Raw genomic sequence first — 18,289 nt, 5'->3', positions numbered from 1 at the left:
TGCCCGGGCGGGTGCTCAGCCCTCCCCCGGACCGGGCGCGGCAGCAGCCTCATCCCGCTGGCGCAGCCGCTGCCGGTAGGCTCCGGGGGTTACTCCGAACCTGGCACTGAACAGCCGGGTCATATAATTGGGGTCCTGAATGCCTACCCGTTCGGCAATTTCCGAGATGCCAAGCACCGTACCGCCCAGCAGCTTCTTCGCTTCCTCCAGACGCAGATGCAGCACATACTGCAGCGGCGTGGTGCCGATATGCTGCTTCATGCATCTGGTAATGTAATCCGCCTGGAAATGCAGCTCCTCCGCAAGCCGGGCCAGATGAAACGGCTCCCGCCAATGTTCCGCCAGATAGGCCGCGGCAGCCCGGGCCAGCCGGACCGCCGGCTCCGGCGGCTGAGCCGTATGCTCACATTCCGCCTGAAGCGCTGCCAGCAGACCAGCCAGCAGCAGATGAAGCCGCATGGCATTCTCTGCGCTGAGCCGGTTATGAAGCTCGTTCATCTCCTGCAGGATCGGCTCCAGCCCCTCCAGATCAACGGCTGCGAACTTCGGCAGATACAGCCGCTGCTGCACCGAAGGCTCCTCATCCTCTACCGTTCCCTTTGCCAGCAATGAAGACCAGGGGATATCCCTGCGCCGGATATACGCCGGTTCAGGTGCATGAATGAAATGCACCCAGTAGATCTCCGTATCCTCCTCACAGGCACGGTATCCGTCATGCGGCAATCCGGCCTCCAGCACCAGCACCATCCCCGTCCCCACCGCATATTCCTTGCCTGCTTCCATCATATAGAGCGTACCCCGCTTGACCAGCAGCAGATCATATACACCGAAGGTGCGGGCGAAATGCCGGTCCCCCGGTGACCAGACGGCATGTCCCACTGTGACAAACTGCGGCAGCGGCGGAATGGGAAACTCCAGGCACAGCATAATACCCCCCCTGTCTTAAGTCGGTTTTGTGCTATTCAAAGTCTATATTATCACTGGCTGCTCCGGCAATAAAGAGGTACAGTGACTGGGAATCTTCTTTTCATTCCATTCCATAAGGGGCTGTATATCCATGCGTTTTCGTCAGGTTCATCTTGATTTCCATACCTCAGAAGCCATTCCCGACATTGGCCGGGACTTCTCCAGAGCCCAGTTCCAGTCCATGCTGCGTACAGGTCATGTTGACTCGGTCACCGTATTCTCCAAATGCCATCACGGCTGGGCCTATCACCCGAGTGAAGCCAATGAGATGCACCCCGAGCTCACCTTCGACTTGCTGGGTGAAATGATTGAGGCTGCCCATGAGATCGGAGTCCGTACACCGGTGTATTTATCGGCCGGCCTGGACGAGAAGCTGGCCCGCCGCCACCCGGAGTGGCTGATCCGTGATGCCGAGGACCGGACCCGGTGGGTGAAGGATTTCATGACACCGGGTTACCACGAGTTCTGTATGAACACCCCTTATCTGGACATCCTACTGGCCCAGATTCATGAGGCGGCTTCCCGGTACGATGCTGACGGCATCTTCCTGGACATCGTTGGTTGCCGTAAATGCCGCTGCCAATATTGCGTCACCGCTCTGCGGGCCGCGGGCCAGGACCCCCGGGATGAAGCTGCCGTCATCGCCCTTGGTGAGCAGACTTACCTGAATTATGCCCGCCGTGTGCGGGAGACTCTGGATGCCGTCAAGCCTGGACTTCCTGTCTATCACAACAACGGCCATCAGCAGCGGGGACGCCGCGATCTGGTACAGGTCAACAGCCATCTGGAGCTGGAGTCGCTGCCTACCGGAGGCTGGGGTTATGATCATTTCCCGCTGTCCGCACGCTACGCTCAGACACTAGGTATGGAATTCCTCGGCATGACCGGTAAATTCCATACCTCCTGGGGCGAATTCGGCGGCTATAAGCATCCGAACGCGCTGCGGTTCGAGACTGCGCTTAGCCTGGCCCACGGCGCCAGATGCTCTATCGGTGACCAGCTCCATCCCTCCGGCCTGATGGATGAGGCAACTTACGCCCTGATCGGCGCTGCCTACAGCGAGGTCGAGGCGAAGGAGGAATGGTGCAGCGGAGTTACGTCCGTTGCAGATATTGCCGTCCTGTCCCTGGAGGCAGCACGCGAAGCCTGCCCCGGCGGACAGGCACGCAGGGGGGAACGCAATCTGGCCGATGCCGGTGCGGTACGCATACTGACAGAAGGCCATTACCTGTATGATATCGTAGATACATTCAGCGATTTCACCGCCTACAAAGTGCTGGTGCTGCCCGATGAGGTGCACGTATGGCCGGAGCTTGCCGACGCGATCAGGGCCTTTACCGCCGGAGGCGGCAAGGTGCTGGCCACCGGACGCTCCGGCCTGAATCCGGCAGGTGATGCGTTTGCGCTGGACCTCGGAATCAGCTGGCTGGGAGCCAACCCTTACCAGCCCGCTTACTTTAAGCCGTATTTCACGCCCGGCGCGCTGCTGCCCGCCTCCTATGTAATGTACGGCGAAGGCCAGCTAATCGAATTGCAGGAAGGACAAGGAGAGGCGCTAGGACATCTGGAGAACCCTTATTTTAACCGCGATGTCTTCACCTTCTGTTCCCACCAGCATACACCGGGCGCCATGGAGAACAACGGTCCGGGGATGGTGGAGAGCAGCAGCGGCATCTATATTGCCTGGGATGTATTCAGCGAGTATGCGGATGCCGGCCCTCTCATCCTGAAGGAGATGGTGCTGCATGCACTGTCGCGGCTGCTCCCTCAGCCGTCACTGCGTACGAATCTGCCGGCCCGCGGCATAACGACTCTGCAGTATCAGCAGGCAGAGCAGCGCTATGTGCACCATCTGCTCTACGCCGCTCCTACGCTCAAAGGCCGGATCGAAGTCATCGAGGATATTGTGCCGCTGCGGGACATTTCCGTCAGCCTGCGCCTCCCCTCCTCTGATCCCGTGCACCGTGTCTATCTGGCCCCGTCAATGACAGAGCTGCCGTTCACGTTCAGCAGCGGGGGCGAGATGAACTATACGATTCCTTACCTGGAGAATCACCAGATGGCGGTAATCGAGCTGGTATAGCCGGAAGAACGGCGGTTACTCCGCCCTGCCATTCATGCCAGACAGGCTTACAAGTTGCCCGGACGCAGCTTTGTAGGCCTGTTTCTGCTTCCTGGTCCAGGCAGTCAAAATAACATAAGAAAACTAAAAAAAATGAAAGACTCTCCAATTTCCGTTCCAGACTCCTCTTCTGCCGGGACAATCGCTCAAAATATCGCAAAACATGATGCGGAAAAACAGTTCCGTTTCTATTTTATAATGAATGCGTAGCGCTACAAATTTAAGTAAGCGGTTTCATTTATCGGCACTTAAGCTTTCAGGAGGAAAATCGAACAGATAAGGAGATTATGATGAATCAAGAAGTCTTCAAGAAAATGAAGAATACTGCTAGTTTTATTAATACCGCCCGCGGGGGATTGTCAACGAAAGAGACTTGCCGGATGCATAAAAAACGGGGAAGAACCTGAAAGCAGGATAATCAGTTAGTATAGTTTCGGTGCAATAAAAATACAAAAAAAGCTTTATGACATTGTACAAAATACAATGTCATAAAGCTTTTTTAATACCGGCGAGAGGACTCGAACCTCCACGGTTTCCCACTCGATTTTGAGTCGAGCGCGTCTGCCATTCCGCCACGCCGGCTTAATATCTTATATATCCGCTATGGATAATTAAATTTTAGATGAAAACCATTCAATAGAATAATAATGGCGCGCCCTGAGAGATACGGATGCTATGCATCCGATTGCGAAGTTATGCTATCGAAGCTTATGCTCCAACGAACTCGTTCGAATCTGAAGGACACTTTGTTAAATCAGAGAAGTATTAATGGCGCGCCCTGAGAGATTCGAACTCCCGACCTTTTGATTCGTAGTCAAACGCTCTATCCAGCTGAGCTAAGGGCGCAAATTATGGAGCGGACGACGGGAATCGAACCCGCGACCCTCGCCTTGGCAAGGCGATGCTCTACCGCTGAGCCACGTCCGCACACGGTATGTATTCAATTGCTTCAATAAAAATGGCGGAACCGACGGGATTCGAACCCGCGATCTCCTGCGTGACAGGCAGGCATGTTAGGCCAACTACACCACGGTTCCAAAATAATATTGCGGGGGCAGGATTTGAACCTGCGGCCTTCGGGTTATGAGCCCGACGAGCTACCGGGCTGCTCCACCCCGCGTCAGTAATAAAAATATTCTCTTCTTGCTAGTTAAGTCTCCATGGTGGAGGCTGAGGGGTTCGAACCCCCGACCCTCTGCTTGTAAGGCAGATGCTCTCCCAGCTGAGCTAAGCCTCCATCGAAGAAGCAACTTAATGATCATAACACATTTTTATGAGATATACAACCATTAATTTATCAAAGATGAATTTGGTGACTCGTATGGGATACTCTTCACTTCGTTACGAGATTGCGATGTAATCCTTACGAAGCTTATGCTTCAACGAACCCTGGGAATTCTCATCCCATCACTCAAAGAAGAAATTGGTGACTCGTATGGGATTCGAACCCATGTTACCTCCGTGAAAGGGAGGTGTCTTAACCCCTTGACCAACGAGCCAAATTAGCAAACAATCTTTCGACAACAAAAAATATTATATCATATAAACTAGATTAATACAATAGAAATATTATTATCCTATTCATTGTATGCACAATCAAAAAACAAAAAACCACCATTGATAATCAACAGTGGTCTTAAGTGCTTGGCAACGTCCTACTCTCCCAGGACCCTTCGGTCCAAGTACCATCGGCGCTGGAGGGCTTAACGGTCGTGTTCGGGATGGGTACGTGTGGAACCCCTCCGCTATCGCCACCAAACGGGCATTTGAATATCAAATGCTATTATTCAGGTCTCAGCATCGCCAAATGCTGAAAACAAATCTTCTTTACAGAGCTACTTGAACTCCATAAATTACAATTTGATTCCTGAAAACTGAATCCGAAACGAATTTGTGTGTTAGTGTGTTTGGATAAGCCCTCGACCGATTAGTATTGGTCAGCTCCATGCATTGCTGCACTTCCACCTCCAACCTATCTACCTCGTCGTCTTCAAGGGGTCTTACTAATTGGGAAATCTCATCTTGAGGGGGGCTTCACGCTTAGATGCTTTCAGCGCTTATCCCGTCCGTACGTAGCTACTCAGCCATGCTCCTGGCGGAACAACTGATGCACCAGCGGTACGTCCATCCCGGTCCTCTCGTACTAAGGACAGCTCCTCTCAAATTTCCTGCGCCCACGACAGATAGGGACCGAACTGTCTCACGACGTTCTGAACCCAGCTCGCGTACCGCTTTAATGGGCGAACAGCCCAACCCTTGGGACCTACTTCAGCCCCAGGATGCGATGAGCCGACATCGAGGTGCCAAACCTCCCCGTCGATGTGGACTCTTGGGGGAGATAAGCCTGTTATCCCCAGGGTAGCTTTTATCCGTTGAGCGATGGCCCTTCCATGCGGTACCACCGGATCACTAAGTCCGACTTTCGTCCCTGCTCGACTTGTAGGTCTCGCAGTCAAGCTCCCTTATGCCTTTGCACTCTGCGAATGATTTCCAACCATTCTGAGGGAACCTTTGAACGCCTCCGTTACTCTTTAGGAGGCGACCGCCCCAGTCAAACTGCCCGCCTGACACGGTCCCCGTACCCGATGAGGGTACCAGGTTAGAACCTAGATACGATCAGGGTGGTATCCCAACGGCGCCTCCGCAGAAGCTTGCGCTCCTGCCTCACCGGCTCCCACCTATCCTGTACAGATCGTACCCAAATTCAATATCAAGCTGCAGTAAAGCTCCATGGGGTCTTTCCGTCTTGTCGCGGGTAACCTGCATCTTCACAGGTATTAAAATTTCACCGGATCTCTCGTTGAGACAGCGCCCAAGTCGTTACGCCATTCGTGCGGGTCAGAATTTACCTGACAAGGAATTTCGCTACCTTAGGACCGTTATAGTTACGGCCGCCGTTTACTGGGGCTTCGGTTCACAGCTTCGGATTGCTCCTAACCGCTCCCCTTAACCTTCCAGCACCGGGCAGGCGTCAGCCCGTATACTTCGCCTTACGGCTTCGCACAGACCTGTGTTTTTGCTAAACAGTCGCTTGGGCCTTTTCACTGCGGCCCCCTCGGGCTATTCACCCTACCGAGGCACCCCTTCTCCCGAAGTTACGGGGTCATTTTGCCGAGTTCCTTAACGAGAGTTCTTCCGCGCGCCTTAGAATTCTCTTCTCGCCTACCTGTGTCGGTTTGCGGTACGGGCACCTTCTCCTGACTAGAGGCTTTTCTTGGCAGTGTGAGATCATGACCTTCGCTACTATAATTTTCGCTCCCCATCACAGCCCAGCCTTACGATGTGCGGATTTGCCTACACACCAGCCTCACTGCTTAGACGGACATCCATCAGTCCGCGTCACTACCCTCCTGCGTCACCCCATCGCTCATAGCGGATTACGGTGGTACAGTAATTTCAAACTGTTGTCCTTCGACTACGCCTGTCGGCCTCGCCTTAGGTCCCGACTTACCCTGAGCGGACGAGCCTTCCTCAGGAAACCTTGGGCTTTCGGCGGATCAGATTCTCACTGATCTTTTCGTTACTCATACCGGCATTCTCACTTGTATACTCTCCAGCGCTCCTTACGGTACACCTTCAACGTATATACAACGCTCCCCTACCCCAGGATCGACTTCACTCCAGCTTCGAAGCCTTGTGTTTATCCCCTGAAAGCATTTAGCCTTTCATCCCTGCGGATGATTCACGGCATCAATGTCAATCCGGATAAACACGCCTCAAAGGCGCAGTGAAGTCGATCCTAGCCATAGCTTCGGTGGTGTGTTTAGCCCCGTTACATTTTCGGCGCAGAGTCACTCGACCAGTGAGCTATTACGCACTCTTTCAATGGTGGCTGCTTCTAAGCCAACATCCTGGTTGTCTGTGCAACTCCACATCCTTTCCCACTTAACACACACTTGGGGACCTTAGCTGATGGTCTGGGCTGTTTCCCTTTTGACAATGGATCTTAGCACTCACTGTCTGACTCCCGGCAAGAAGTAAATGGCATTCGGAGTTTGACTGAGCTTGGTAACCCTTGCGGGCCCCGCACCCAATCAGTGCTCTACCTCCACCACTCCATTCACCGAGGCTAGCCCTAAAGCTATTTCGGGGAGAACCAGCTATCTCCGAGTTCGATTGGAATTTCTCCGCTACCCCCACCTCATCCCCGCATTTTTCAACATGCGTGGGTTCGGGCCTCCAGTGCGTGTTACCGCACCTTCACCCTGGACAGGGGTAGATCACACGGTTTCGGGTCTACGTCCACATACTTAGTCGCCCTATTCAGACTCGCTTTCGCTGCGGCTCCGGCTTCTCACCTTAACCTTGCATGTTAAACGTAACTCGCCGGTTCATTCTACAAAAGGCACGCCATCACCCATAAAGAGGGCTCTGACTTTTTGTAAGCACACGGTTTCAGGTTCTATTTCACTCCCCTTCCGGGGTGCTTTTCACCTTTCCCTCACGGTACTGTTTCACTATCGGTCGCCAGGTAGTATTTAGCCTTAGCAGATGGTCCTGCTGGATTCATACGGGGTTTCACGTGCCCCGCACTACTCGGGATCCGTCTCGGAGAGAACACAGTTTGGGCTACAGGGCTTTTACCTCTATCGCGGGCCTTTCCAGACCTCTTCGCCTACTCTATTCCTTTGTAACTCCATGTGAGACGTCCCACAACCCCAAGAGGCAAGCCCCTTGGTTTAGGCTGTTCCGCGTTCGCTCGCCGCTACTGACGGAATCACTATTGTTTTCTCTTCCTCAGGGTACTTAGATGTTTCAGTTCCCCTGGTCTGCCTCTGCGTATCCTATGTATTCAGATACGAGTAACTGCGAATTACCACAGCTGGGTTTCCCCATTCGGACACCCCCGGATCAAAGCTTGCTTACAGCTCCCCGAGGCAGTTTCGTTGTTCGCCACGTCCTTCGTCGGCTCCTGGCGCCTAGGCATCCTCCGTGTGCTCTTAGTAGCTTAACCAATGTGTTTTCCCTAAGGAAAATCACGGTAGCAACTAATAACTATTTCAACTTGCTTACACAAGTTTCAGCTAAAAGATGTTCTAAAACGCAAATTCGTTTCGGTATCCAGTTTTCAAGGATCAAGTTGAGAGCTTAAACTCTCAAAACTGACCAACGAGTGAGTATTCGAACCCAAGGGTTCTTTGGTGGAAGCGAAGCTTCCGATTTGAATGTTTCCGTTGCAGGAAACGATTCTCCATAGAAAGGAGGTGATCCAGCCGCACCTTCCGATACGGCTACCTTGTTACGACTTCACCCCAATCATCTACCCCACCTTCGGCGGCTGGCTCCCTTGCGGGTTACCCCACCGACTTCGGGTGTTGTAAACTCTCGTGGTGTGACGGGCGGTGTGTACAAGACCCGGGAACGTATTCACCGCGGCATGCTGATCCGCGATTACTAGCAATTCCGACTTCATGCAGGCGAGTTGCAGCCTGCAATCCGAACTGAGACCGGCTTTGCTGGGATTGGCTCCACCTCGCGGCTTCGCTTCCCGTTGTACCGGCCATTGTAGTACGTGTGTAGCCCAGGTCATAAGGGGCATGATGATTTGACGTCATCCCCACCTTCCTCCGGTTTGTCACCGGCAGTCACTCTAGAGTGCCCAGCTCAACCTGCTGGCAACTAAAGTCAAGGGTTGCGCTCGTTGCGGGACTTAACCCAACATCTCACGACACGAGCTGACGACAACCATGCACCACCTGTCTCAACTTTCCCCGAAGGGCACCTGATGCATCTCTGCTTCGTTAGTTGGATGTCAAGACCTGGTAAGGTTCTTCGCGTTGCTTCGAATTAAACCACATACTCCACTGCTTGTGCGGGTCCCCGTCAATTCCTTTGAGTTTCAGTCTTGCGACCGTACTCCCCAGGCGGAGTGCTTACTGTGTTAACTTCGGCACCAAGGGTATCGAAACCCCTAACACCTAGCACTCATCGTTTACGGCGTGGACTACCAGGGTATCTAATCCTGTTTGCTCCCCACGCTTTCGCGCCTCAGCGTCAGTTACAGCCCAGAAAGTCGCCTTCGCCACTGGTGTTCCTCCACATATCTACGCATTTCACCGCTACACGTGGAATTCCACTTTCCTCTTCTGTACTCAAGTCACCCAGTTTCCAGTGCGACCTCAGGTTGAGCCCAAGGTTTAAACACCAGACTTAAATAACCGCCTGCGCGCGCTTTACGCCCAATAATTCCGGACAACGCTTGCCCCCTACGTATTACCGCGGCTGCTGGCACGTAGTTAGCCGGGGCTTTCTTCTCAGGTACCGTCACTCCGGTAGCAGTTACTCTACCGGACGTTCTTCCCTGGCAACAGAGCTTTACGATCCGAAAACCTTCATCACTCACGCGGCGTTGCTCCGTCAGGCTTGCGCCCATTGCGGAAGATTCCCTACTGCTGCCTCCCGTAGGAGTCTGGGCCGTGTCTCAGTCCCAGTGTGGCCGTTCACCCTCTCAGGTCGGCTACGCATCGTCGCCTTGGTGGGCCGTTACCCCACCAACTAGCTAATGCGCCGCAGGCCCATCCCCAAGCAGCAGATTGCTCCGCCTTTCATTCTCTCCTCAGGAGAAAAAAGAAATTATCCGGTATTAGCTACCGTTTCCGGTAGTTATCCCAGGCTTGAGGGCAGGTTGCCTACGTGTTACTCACCCGTCCGCCGCTAAGTCTGAAAGGAAGCAAGCTTCCTTTCAGACTCCGCTCGACTTGCATGTATTAGGCACGCCGCCAGCGTTCGTCCTGAGCCAGGATCAAACTCTCCAAATTGGTATTTAGAAAGAGCGATTGCTCATTTTGAAACATCTGACGAGAATGGTTACATTCTCTAATTTTGGATCTCACCGAAGTGATTTCCGATACTCACTCGTTGTTCAGTTTTCAAAGATCAAACTCGTTGTTAGCGCCGCTCACCGCGTCACCAGCAACTTTTATAATATAACATGTTCTTCTTATGAATGCAACACTTATTTTCGTTGAAGCAAAGTGTGTATTCATCAGAGCAACATGTCCAACCTTCTTGCAAGGCACCTGCCTTGCGACTGGATATATAATATAGCATGATATCTACCTGCTAACAACCCTTAATTTCTACCATTTTTTGAGATAGTACTATAGACTTTCATAGATATCCTATACAAGCCTCTATACCTGTATAAGCATGCCCAAAAGCACATGCCGGCCCTCATATCTAGCAGGACCTGCATGTGCAACCCTCTCCTTAGGGACTATCCTCTTAATTCGGAATCCAAGGAGTGTGATTTTTCTTATCTGTACTTGAACGTCCGCTTGAGTTCGAACGCGGCTTGGCGTGGGCCTTATCCTTGGCGGCAGAGGTCTGGCTGGAGGTTTTCGCTTTTGCCGCTGCCGGTTTGGATTTCCCTGGTTTTGTATCCTTTGCTGCTGTGGCCTCAGTGCGCCCTTTATCCGGCACTTCCTCCGCTTCCTCCACTACAGGCTCAGGAATCTGAATCTCGGGTACGCGGTTGTGGGCGAAATTCTCCATGCCCGGATAAGCCGGATATGGCGGAATATTCGATACCATAGGCTGTTCATACATCGGTGACACCGCGTTAGGCATGGCATTCATTCCTCCGGCATAAGGAGAGACCATCCCCATCTGCGGCATGCCGTACACCGGATACCCGTTATACATCGGCTGCTCATAAGGATAGGGCTGAATCGACATTGCGCCGCATCCGCAGGAAGGCCACGGAAGATTAACCTGCTCATTCTGGTACTGCGGAGCAAACGCAGCATTGTCACTGACAGGGCTGACTCCTGACATATTCACATTGTCATAATCCGGTGCTGCATTAGGATGCCATGCTCCGGGGTATTGTCCAGGCGGACAAGGATTAACCGGCTGAGCATAGAACGGCGGGCATTCCGGCATAAACGCTGCAGGCTGAACATAACTTGGAGCGTTATTCATGTTATTCATGTTATTCATATTGTTCATATTCATATTGTCCATTGGCTCATATACGGGATACACGGGTGCATAATTCATAAAATACGGATTCTCGCTGAGGCCGGGATAGCCATCACTCTTTCCCCAGGGCGAGCTTTTCCCCTCATCCCAGGCGGCAGGCTGAACCTCTGACTTATGATGCACTTCTTTGGTTTTCTCTTCCTGCGCGGGAACAGAAATTTGCACATACAAGCTTTGTTTCTCATGGACGGCTTCCTGAACCGGTTTGACTTCCGGCGCTTTGTTAGGTGCAGGGTTAGGTGCAGGAACCGCCAACGGGATAGGGACTGCTTCTGCAGCAGGTGCAGGAACTGGCGCCGGTGCGGGAGCCGGCTTTTCGATGACACCAGTGTAGGTTTTACCGCCAATCGCCGTTTTATCGACCACTGCCGGAGCGGTGGACTGAGCCTGAATTGGGGTCGTATTAGCTTTTACCGGATCGATGGATTGGGCCTGGATTGGAGCAGTACTGACTTTCTTAGGGATATTCACGACTTCACCCGTCATCAGTGCATTAGGGTTCTTAAGCTGCGGGTTGGCATCAATCATATCCTTGAGTGTAACTCCCCAAGCCTTGGAGAGCTTCCATAAGGTATCGCCCTGCTTGACTGTATGCTTATAGTAGATATCGTTGTTGTCCGGAACAGGCAGAGCTACGGGCGCAGCCGGGATCTTAACCTTGTCTCCTACAGCAAGTACATCTGGATTGGTGATTTGCGGATTGGCCTCGATTATTTTTTGCAGCGGCACTCCATACTTCTGTGATAACGCAAACAGCGAATCACCTTGCTTAACAATGTGTATTTTCACGCAGCATTTACCTCCTAAAAGTATCTATTGATCGGCACTGCACCCCGGTTCAGGGATGATAGCCCTCCAGATTCGGTAGTTGCGGTACAGCCGCCTCCTTCGTTACTACATCTTATGCAGCCCATGGGCGAATGACATCCCTATATGCAAAAAAAATCCTTCCATGCTTGGCATGAAAGGATTTTTCTCTATTCGCTCACGCGAAATTACTGTACTATTCCCAAACCTTATAGCCGTCTTTATCAACCACATTGCGGAATTCTTCCAGCAATTGCAGGGTAATCGGCCCGGCCTGGCCGGAACCGATGACTCTGCCGTCGATCTCACGGGCAGCAATAACTTCAGCCGCTGTTCCGGTGAAGAAGACTTCATCGGCAATATAGACATCATGCATGGTGAACGGCTCTTCCTTCAGCGGCAGTCCCAGCTTCTCACACAGCTCAATGATCGCCAGACGGGTGATTCCCTCCAGGGCACCCAGGTAACAAGGCGGTGTATAGACTACCCCTCTTTTGATAATGAAGATATTATCGCCCGAGCCTTCGGTTACATACCCTTGAGCGTTCATCATGATCGCTTCATCGGCTTCCGCCAGATTCGACTGAATCTTCACCAGAATATTGTTGAGATAGTTCAGCGATTTGATCTTCGGATTCAGGGCATCCGGGAGATTGCGGCGCTGGGAGACCGATACGGCACGAAGTCCGTTCACATAAGCCTGCTCCGGGTAGATGGCGAGCTGCTCAACAATGATAATTACACTCGCTTTGGGGCAGCGGCGCGGATCAAGACCCAGGTTGCCGGGACCGCGTGATACGATCAGCCGGATGTACCCGTCCCGCATTTCGTTCAGGCGGATTGTCTCGGCCATGGCCTCCAGCATCTCATCATAGGTCAGCGGAATGTCCAGCATAATCGACTTCGCCGAATCATACAGCCTGTCCAGATGCTCCTTGCACTTGAAGATGTTGCCGTTATAAATACGGATACCTTCAAAGATTCCGTCTCCATATAAAAAACCGTGATCGAATACGGACACCATTGCCTTGTCCTTCGTTACATGTTGTCCATCCAGATAGATCCATTGCTCAGCCATGAACTTACTGCACCTCCGCTTTCTCTTCCTCATAGGTGTATGTGGGATAAGACCCCAGAATCCGTACCTGACAGCCCAAGGCTTTGATCTCTTCAATCGCACCCGGGAGCAGTACCGATTCTATCGGTTCCAGCACATCAATATAGAAATAATAAGTACCCAGCTTCTTCTTCGTCGGCCGTGATTCAATACGGGACAAGTTCAGCTTACGCCAGGCAAAAGCAGCCAACACCTGATGCAGCGCACCAGGGAAATCCTCGGGCAGCGTAACAAGAATACTCGTCTTGTCTCCACTGCTCTTCTGCGGAAGCTCCAGCTTCTGCGGACCAACCAGCACGAACCGCGTGTAATTGTTATTATGGTCTGTAATCTGGCGTTCCACAACCTCCAGCCCGTGCGTAGCGGCTCCAAGCGCGGTACCGATGGCAGCCCAGCCTTTACCGGGATTGCCCTTCACAATCTCCACCGCTTCAGAGGTGCTTCCCACAGATTCCAGCTCAGCCCAGGGCATAGCCTTACGGATGAACTGCGTGCATTGCGCCATAGCCACCGGATGGGACAGGATCTTGACAATCTTCGTATAATCCTTGTCCCCGTCCTCCTTCGTGAATTCCTGCGGACAGCTGATGAGATTCTGTATCGACGGGAAAATCCACTCCGCCTGCATCGGCAGGTTCACTTCATTAATGAGCCAGTCGATATGCAGGCTGACCGAGCCTTCTATCGTGTTCTCAATCGGAATGACACTGTAATCGGTGACTCCGCCAGCCGTGGACAGAAAGACATCGGAGATGAGCTTATGATGCTCCAGATGAGCAGGGTTACCGCCAAATAAATGCAGCAGCGCTTCATGCGAGACGGAGCCCTGAGGCAATAACGCTATCGATTTCATGACTGTAATTCTCCTTTTATCATATCCAAAAATGATTCGTTTTGCATCCCGTTTCTTTCAAGCAGCTCTGCCGTGACACCCGTATTGCATGGGGACAGCCATACGGTACGGGAAGAAATCCCGTTCTCCTGCATGGTCTCTGTCAAAAACAGCTCCAGCTCCTGCTTCCGCTGCTCGCTGCGGTCCACCATACATAACAGGGTCGGGCCTGCACCGCTAAGCGCAATCCCCAGCGCGCCGTGGCCCGGAGCTTCAGCCAGCAGCTTCTCCATTCCCGGCACCAGCGGTGCACGGTAGGGCTGATGCAGCCGGTCCTGCATCGCTGTGCCAATCAGGTCCAGCCGTCCTGCGGCTAACGCTGCAGTGAGCAGCGAGGTATGGCTGATGTTATGAACCGCATCGCTCACTGTTACCTCCGCAGGCAGTGCCTCTCTGGCCTTGACGGTCTCCAGCTCGAATTCAGGAATTACCACCAGGAATTCCAGCTCCTGCGGCGGCTCAATGCGGATGTAATCGGCATGCTCGCCGTCCCATACGGCCGTAATAATTCCGCCGAAGAGCGAGGCCCCGACATTGTCGGGATGCTTCTCGATCGCTGTAGCCATATCGAACAGCTTCCCCGGACTAAGCGGTGAACCTATCATAGCATTAGCCGCAGCCAGCGCGCCAACAATGGCCGAAGCACTGCTGCCAAGCCCGCGTGTGAGCGGGATTTCCGAATACATGGAGATGGACAGCTCCGGAACCTGGACCCCGGCCTCTGCAAATACCATTTGTGCAACCTTGTAGAGCAGATTGCTTTTGTCCCGGGGAAGACCGGCCATCTCATCTCCATACAGATGAAATACGGTTTCAGCCGCTTCCTCCATTTCAATCCAGGCATACAGCGACAGCGCCATGCCCAGCGTATCGAAGCCCGGACCGAGATTGGCGGTGCTGGCAGGGACCTTCACTCTAGACCTTCCGTAAATACTCATGGCGGGTAAATCTCCTTCATTATATTTGCGCGCAAGCCCTGTGTTCCATGGACGCCTGCGATATTTAGCCTTCTACACGGTAATGGCTTTTGATGCGGTGAATGACATTCAGTTGCTCCAGGTGGCGCAGCACTTTGTTCATGCTGGCTCTGCTGGCGTTATGTGTGACAATGATAATTTCGGCATCAGGATTATTAGGATTGGCCTGCTGCACTACGGAATCCAGGCTGACATCGTATTCGGCAAACACCTGGGTAATCTTCGCCAATACACCCGCCTTGTCATCGACATGGAGCAGCAGGAAGTTTTTGTAGAAAATATCCTCGTCGCTCTTCAGCTTCTTCTGCTTGTACGGCACAATCTGCTTAAGCCCGTTAACCCCCAGCTTCAGGTTCTTGATAACCGCCACCAGATCCGCCACAATCGAGGTTGCCGTAGGCATCGCCCCTGCCCCCGCACCGTAGAACATCGTCTCCCCCACAGCCTCACCATATACATATACCGCATTAAAGACGCCGTTCACGGAGGCAATCGGGTGGTTCGTACGGATCATCGTAGGCTGGACGCTAATGCTGAATGCTTCATCCTGGCGTTCGGCAATCCCGAGCAGCTTCATCTCGTACCCTAGCCGTTTGGCAAAAGCCATATCCTCCTTGCTGACGCCGGAAATCCCGCTTACACTGACATCGCTCAGCTCCACATTGGTCCGGAAGCCCAGCGTGCCCAGAATCGCCATCTTGCGGGCTGCATCCAGTCCCTCCACATCGGACGTCGGATCAGACTCGGCATACCCCAGCTCCTGCGCTTCCCGCAGTGCGTCGAGGTAAGATGCGCCTTCCTGGCTCATTTTGCTGAGGATATAGTTGGTCGTCCCGTTCACAATCCCCATAATCTTCATAATCTTATCCGAGGAAAAGCCTTCGATCAGCGTGCGGATAATCGGAATGCCTCCCGCCACACTCGCCTCATAGAACACATCGCACTGCTTCTCCTGCGCCTTAGCCAGTATCTCCGAGCCGTGCAGGGCCATCAGGTCCTTATTGGCTGTTACAATATGCTTGCCGCGCTCCAGTGCCTCCAGAATGTACTCCTTCGTCCCTGCGATCCCGCCCATGACCTCAACAATGACATCAATCTCCGGGTCGCGGATAACGGCCCATGGATCATCGGTAATCTTGGACGGGTCCACATCGATATCACGCGGCTTCTCCGTATTCTTCACGGCAATCCGTTCAATCAGGATCGGCGAGCCCACCTGGCTGCTCAAATCCTCCTGATTTCCTTCTACAATACGGACAACGCCCGTACCCACAGTACCCAGACCCAGCAGACCTACTCTAACCGGCTTCATTCGTATTCTCACCCCTGACCAATAATTAACGCACGCTTCACACCGGGAATTGCCTTGAGACTGTCCAGCAAGTCGCCCAGCTCTTCATTCAGATGGGAGATCTCGACAGAGATCACCACATTGGCCCGCCCCTGCAGCGGGATACTCTGATGGATGGTCAGCACATTCGCCCCGTGAACAGCCACAGAACCAAGCACCTTGGACAGCATGCCTGACTCGTGCTCCAGATCAATCGAGATCGTCACAATGCGCTCGCGCTCCAGCTGATGAATTAAGTGTATCCCATCTTTGTATTTATAAAAAGCACTGCGGCTAAGCCCGACCTGTTCCACGCCCTCGTGTACGGTTTTGGCATCTCCTGCTTCTAGCAGCTGCTTGACCTGCATGGTCTTCAGCACCGCATCGGGCAATATGTCCTCCCGGACCAAATAATAGCGTTCTTTCACGAACGTCCTCACCCCAAAGACTTTTGTATGTACATAGTGGACATTATACGGGATTGAAGGCTTTTATTGCAATAACTTTCTGTAAACAAGCGAAAAAGACTGTCCCCCTATTAGCTAGGAGGAACAGCCTTCACCTGCAGAACCCGGTCAGCTGTAAGCAATGGTCGTCCCGCAGTAATCGCAGCTGGTAGATTGGTTGGGAGCTACCGTATTCTGTGCCCCGCAGCCGGGACAACGGACAGATTTGGGAAGCTGCTGCGGCCTCGGCTGCTGATAGGACGGCTGCCTTGCAGGCTGCGAGAAGGGCGATGCACCTGCCTGCCCCGCCTGGGCCTGCGGCACTGCATCCGCTCCTTCATGGAAGAGAAGCCCGGAGTCCAGCACCCCGTACTTCTGCAGATAGATAAGATCTCTGTTCACATCGCCTTCGCTCTGCCCGGTGCGGTCAGCCAGATTCCCGGTATAGCGGACTCTGCCTACGGTAATCAATTGCACATATTGATTCGCTAGCTGGGCGAACCGGAACCTGGCCTTGGCTGCACTTCTGGCAAATACGGCCGCAGGCAGAAGCGTTATCAATGAGAACATAATTAACATTCCAATTAACGTACCAGTATCAACGGCGACTTCACTGAAGATGGAATTGACGACAATTCCCATCAACTGCACGAAGCCGCCCACAAATACATGGAACAACAGACTATAATTGACGGGCTTGCGGTAATTTTTATAATGGGTGCTCAGCATGCGTACCAGCGCAAGCACGAGCCCCAACGGCATAAACAAATATCCGGCACCGATAGTTACAATATCAAAAGTAGTCCGCTCATACTTAGGCAGACTATCAGAGGGCTGTCCTTCCCGGCCCGGCAGCAGTCCGCCCGGCTGATTCCCTATCCCCATTGCTGTCTATTCCTCCTATTTAAGCGCCGCCAGCTCCAGGTTACGCCGCTGGAGCGTGCCGGCAATACTCTCGGTTAATTCCTCTGTCTCTGTGTCCCAGCGGGCCGGCAGCTCCTTCAGGACAAGCAGCAGCGCCACATGGTCATGCAGCAGAGAGATCTGCTGCCTAATGATGTCTTCCGTGGCATACAATCCCGGTCTCGACACCGGGTCACTGTAGCGGAATTTCTCCTCCAGAGAATCAATCAGTTCTACCAGCCTGCTTGCCTCAGAATGCTTCCAGGTGCCGGCAATTCGTCTGATCTCCTGCAGCTCCTGCATGTGGGTACGCAGGCTCCGCGAAGCTTCCGCAGCCCTGCGCTCCCCGGAGGCGGCATTCCAGCCATACCCGGCTGTAGCCGCAAGCACGAGGGCAGCTATAATCAGGATGAGCAGCTGCTCTCCCGCATACCAGAGCGGACTCAGTTCCAGAAGCCAGTCCAGCAGAATAGCCGAAGCAAGTACCGCTGCCAGATAGAAGGCTATAATTACAGCTCCGCTGATGAATACCGGTGAAGTCCGGCCCGCTTCAGGAGCACGGCGCAGCCATAGCATGCAATATACATAAACCACAGTCTCTGCCATACATACAGCAAGCAGAGTCACTACGAAGCGCGGCAGCGATTCCGAGAATCCAAGTGTGAAGAAGGCACCGGCAGTAACTGCCAGCACAGCAGCATAAAGGACAGTAACAAGACCCGTATATGACCTCTGCCTCTGCATTC

At 53.1% G+C, this 18,289-nt stretch carries 11 protein-coding genes, 7 tRNA genes and 3 rRNA genes; 2 read left to right on the top strand and 19 right to left on the bottom strand.

The features are described from left to right. Positions 1-15: 15 nt before the first annotated feature. Positions 16-927 (bottom strand): AraC family transcriptional regulator, encoded by a 912-nt coding sequence (locus tag NSS64_RS03840; RefSeq protein ID WP_340994091.1) that lies wholly within the window; start codon positions 925-927, stop codon positions 16-18. A 130-nt stretch (positions 928-1,057) separates the two neighbouring features. Here NSS64_RS03840 and NSS64_RS03835 point away from each other — a divergent pair, with 130 nt between their 5' ends. Both NSS64_RS03835 and NSS64_RS03830 read left to right on the top strand, forming a co-directional pair. Continuing rightward, entirely contained in the window at positions 1,058-3,049 is a 1,992-nt protein-coding gene (locus tag NSS64_RS03835) for an alpha-amylase family protein (RefSeq protein ID WP_341139269.1), read from the top strand. A gap of 326 nt (positions 3,050-3,375) precedes the next feature. Next, on the top strand, positions 3,376-3,495 hold the full coding sequence (locus NSS64_RS03830) for an NAD(P)-dependent oxidoreductase (RefSeq protein WP_341139268.1): 120 nt from the start codon (positions 3,376-3,378) through the stop codon (positions 3,493-3,495). Positions 3,496-3,591: 96 nt separating this feature from the next. Here NSS64_RS03830 and NSS64_RS03825 read toward each other — a convergent pair. The 18 genes from NSS64_RS03825 to NSS64_RS03740 all read right to left on the bottom strand — a co-directional run bounded on the left by NSS64_RS03825 (position 3,592) and on the right by NSS64_RS03740 (position 18,287). Continuing rightward, a tRNA-Leu gene (locus tag NSS64_RS03825) sits at positions 3,592-3,670 on the bottom strand. Between the two features lie 187 nt (positions 3,671-3,857). Further along, positions 3,858-3,934 (bottom strand) — tRNA-Arg (locus NSS64_RS03820). Positions 3,935-3,940: 6 nt separating this feature from the next. After that, a tRNA-Gly gene (locus NSS64_RS03815) sits at positions 3,941-4,015 on the bottom strand. Positions 4,016-4,047: 32 nt separating this feature from the next. Continuing rightward, a tRNA-Asp gene (locus tag NSS64_RS03810) sits at positions 4,048-4,125 on the bottom strand. Between the two features lie 9 nt (positions 4,126-4,134). Then, positions 4,135-4,208 (bottom strand) — tRNA-Met (locus NSS64_RS03805). Positions 4,209-4,249: 41 nt separating this feature from the next. Then, positions 4,250-4,325 (bottom strand) — tRNA-Val (locus NSS64_RS03800). 187 nt (positions 4,326-4,512) lie between these two features. After that, positions 4,513-4,587: transfer RNA gene (locus NSS64_RS03795), tRNA-Glu, on the bottom strand. Between the two features lie 143 nt (positions 4,588-4,730). After that, positions 4,731-4,847: ribosomal RNA gene (gene rrf / locus NSS64_RS03790) — 5S ribosomal RNA — on the bottom strand. 148 nt (positions 4,848-4,995) lie between these two features. Next, positions 4,996-8,042 (bottom strand): 23S ribosomal RNA (locus tag NSS64_RS03785). A gap of 243 nt (positions 8,043-8,285) precedes the next feature. Continuing rightward, positions 8,286-9,846 (bottom strand): 16S ribosomal RNA (locus tag NSS64_RS03780). The 16S, 23S and 5S rRNA genes sit together here with 7 tRNA genes alongside, the layout of an rRNA operon. A gap of 466 nt (positions 9,847-10,312) precedes the next feature. Continuing rightward, entirely contained in the window at positions 10,313-11,860 is a 1,548-nt protein-coding gene (locus NSS64_RS03775; RefSeq protein ID WP_341139267.1) for a LysM peptidoglycan-binding domain-containing protein, read from the bottom strand. Between the two features lie 214 nt (positions 11,861-12,074). Next, positions 12,075-12,956 carry a branched-chain-amino-acid transaminase gene (ilvE, locus tag NSS64_RS03770; protein WP_340994102.1) on the bottom strand — a complete coding sequence of 294 codons (882 nt, stop codon included), beginning with the start codon at positions 12,954-12,956 and terminating at the stop codon, positions 12,075-12,077. A gap of 4 nt (positions 12,957-12,960) precedes the next feature. Beyond that, entirely contained in the window at positions 12,961-13,848 is an 888-nt protein-coding gene (gene pheA / locus NSS64_RS03765; protein ID WP_341139266.1) for a prephenate dehydratase, read from the bottom strand. Further along, positions 13,845-14,825 (bottom strand): homoserine kinase, encoded by a 981-nt coding sequence (gene thrB, locus NSS64_RS03760; protein WP_341139265.1) that lies wholly within the window; start codon positions 14,823-14,825, stop codon positions 13,845-13,847. Before thrB ends, pheA begins: the two co-directional genes overlap by 4 nt. Positions 14,826-14,889: 64 nt before the next feature. Continuing rightward, positions 14,890-16,176 (bottom strand): homoserine dehydrogenase, encoded by a 1,287-nt coding sequence (locus tag NSS64_RS03755; RefSeq protein ID WP_341139264.1) that lies wholly within the window; start codon positions 16,174-16,176, stop codon positions 14,890-14,892. Between the two features lie 8 nt (positions 16,177-16,184). Then, on the bottom strand, positions 16,185-16,622 hold the full coding sequence (locus tag NSS64_RS03750; RefSeq protein ID WP_036698990.1) for an ACT domain-containing protein: 438 nt from the start codon (positions 16,620-16,622) through the stop codon (positions 16,185-16,187). Between the two features lie 147 nt (positions 16,623-16,769). After that, on the bottom strand, positions 16,770-17,525 hold the full coding sequence (locus NSS64_RS03745; RefSeq protein ID WP_341139263.1) for a hypothetical protein: 756 nt from the start codon (positions 17,523-17,525) through the stop codon (positions 16,770-16,772). A gap of 15 nt (positions 17,526-17,540) precedes the next feature. Continuing rightward, positions 17,541-18,287, bottom strand: coding sequence for a hypothetical protein (locus tag NSS64_RS03740; protein ID WP_341139262.1), 747 nt, complete (start codon positions 18,285-18,287; stop codon positions 17,541-17,543). Positions 18,288-18,289: the final 2 nt, after the last annotated feature.

Source organism: Paenibacillus sp. FSL H8-0122 (assembly GCF_038005345.1).
Lineage (GTDB): Bacteria > Bacillota > Bacilli > Paenibacillales > Paenibacillaceae > Paenibacillus_AQ.
The sequence above is the reverse complement of the archived record's forward strand: the minus strand, read 5'-3'. Positions and strand labels throughout refer to the sequence as shown.

What these genes read in the sequence shown, in the direction of transcription:
- NSS64_RS03835 (WP_341139269.1), top strand. Translation starts at nt 1,058, where the DNA reads ATGCGTTTTCGTCAGGTTCATCTTGATTTCCATACCTCAGAAGCCATT.
- NSS64_RS03755 (WP_341139264.1), bottom strand. Translation starts at nt 16,176, where the DNA reads ATGAAGCCGGTTAGAGTAGGTCTGCTGGGTCTGGGTACTGTGGGTACG.
- NSS64_RS03740 (WP_341139262.1), bottom strand. Translation starts at nt 18,287, where the DNA reads ATGCAGAGGCAGAGGTCATATACGGGTCTTGTTACTGTCCTTTATGCT.
- NSS64_RS03830 (WP_341139268.1), top strand. Translation starts at nt 3,376, where the DNA reads ATGATGAATCAAGAAGTCTTCAAGAAAATGAAGAATACTGCTAGTTTT.
- NSS64_RS03840 (WP_340994091.1), bottom strand. Translation starts at nt 927, where the DNA reads ATGCTGTGCCTGGAGTTTCCCATTCCGCCGCTGCCGCAGTTTGTCACA.
- pheA (WP_341139266.1), bottom strand. Translation starts at nt 13,848, where the DNA reads ATGAAATCGATAGCGTTATTGCCTCAGGGCTCCGTCTCGCATGAAGCG.
- thrB (WP_341139265.1), bottom strand. Translation starts at nt 14,825, where the DNA reads ATGAGTATTTACGGAAGGTCTAGAGTGAAGGTCCCTGCCAGCACCGCC.
- ilvE (WP_340994102.1), bottom strand. Translation starts at nt 12,956, where the DNA reads ATGGCTGAGCAATGGATCTATCTGGATGGACAACATGTAACGAAGGAC.
- NSS64_RS03745 (WP_341139263.1), bottom strand. Translation starts at nt 17,525, where the DNA reads ATGGGGATAGGGAATCAGCCGGGCGGACTGCTGCCGGGCCGGGAAGGA.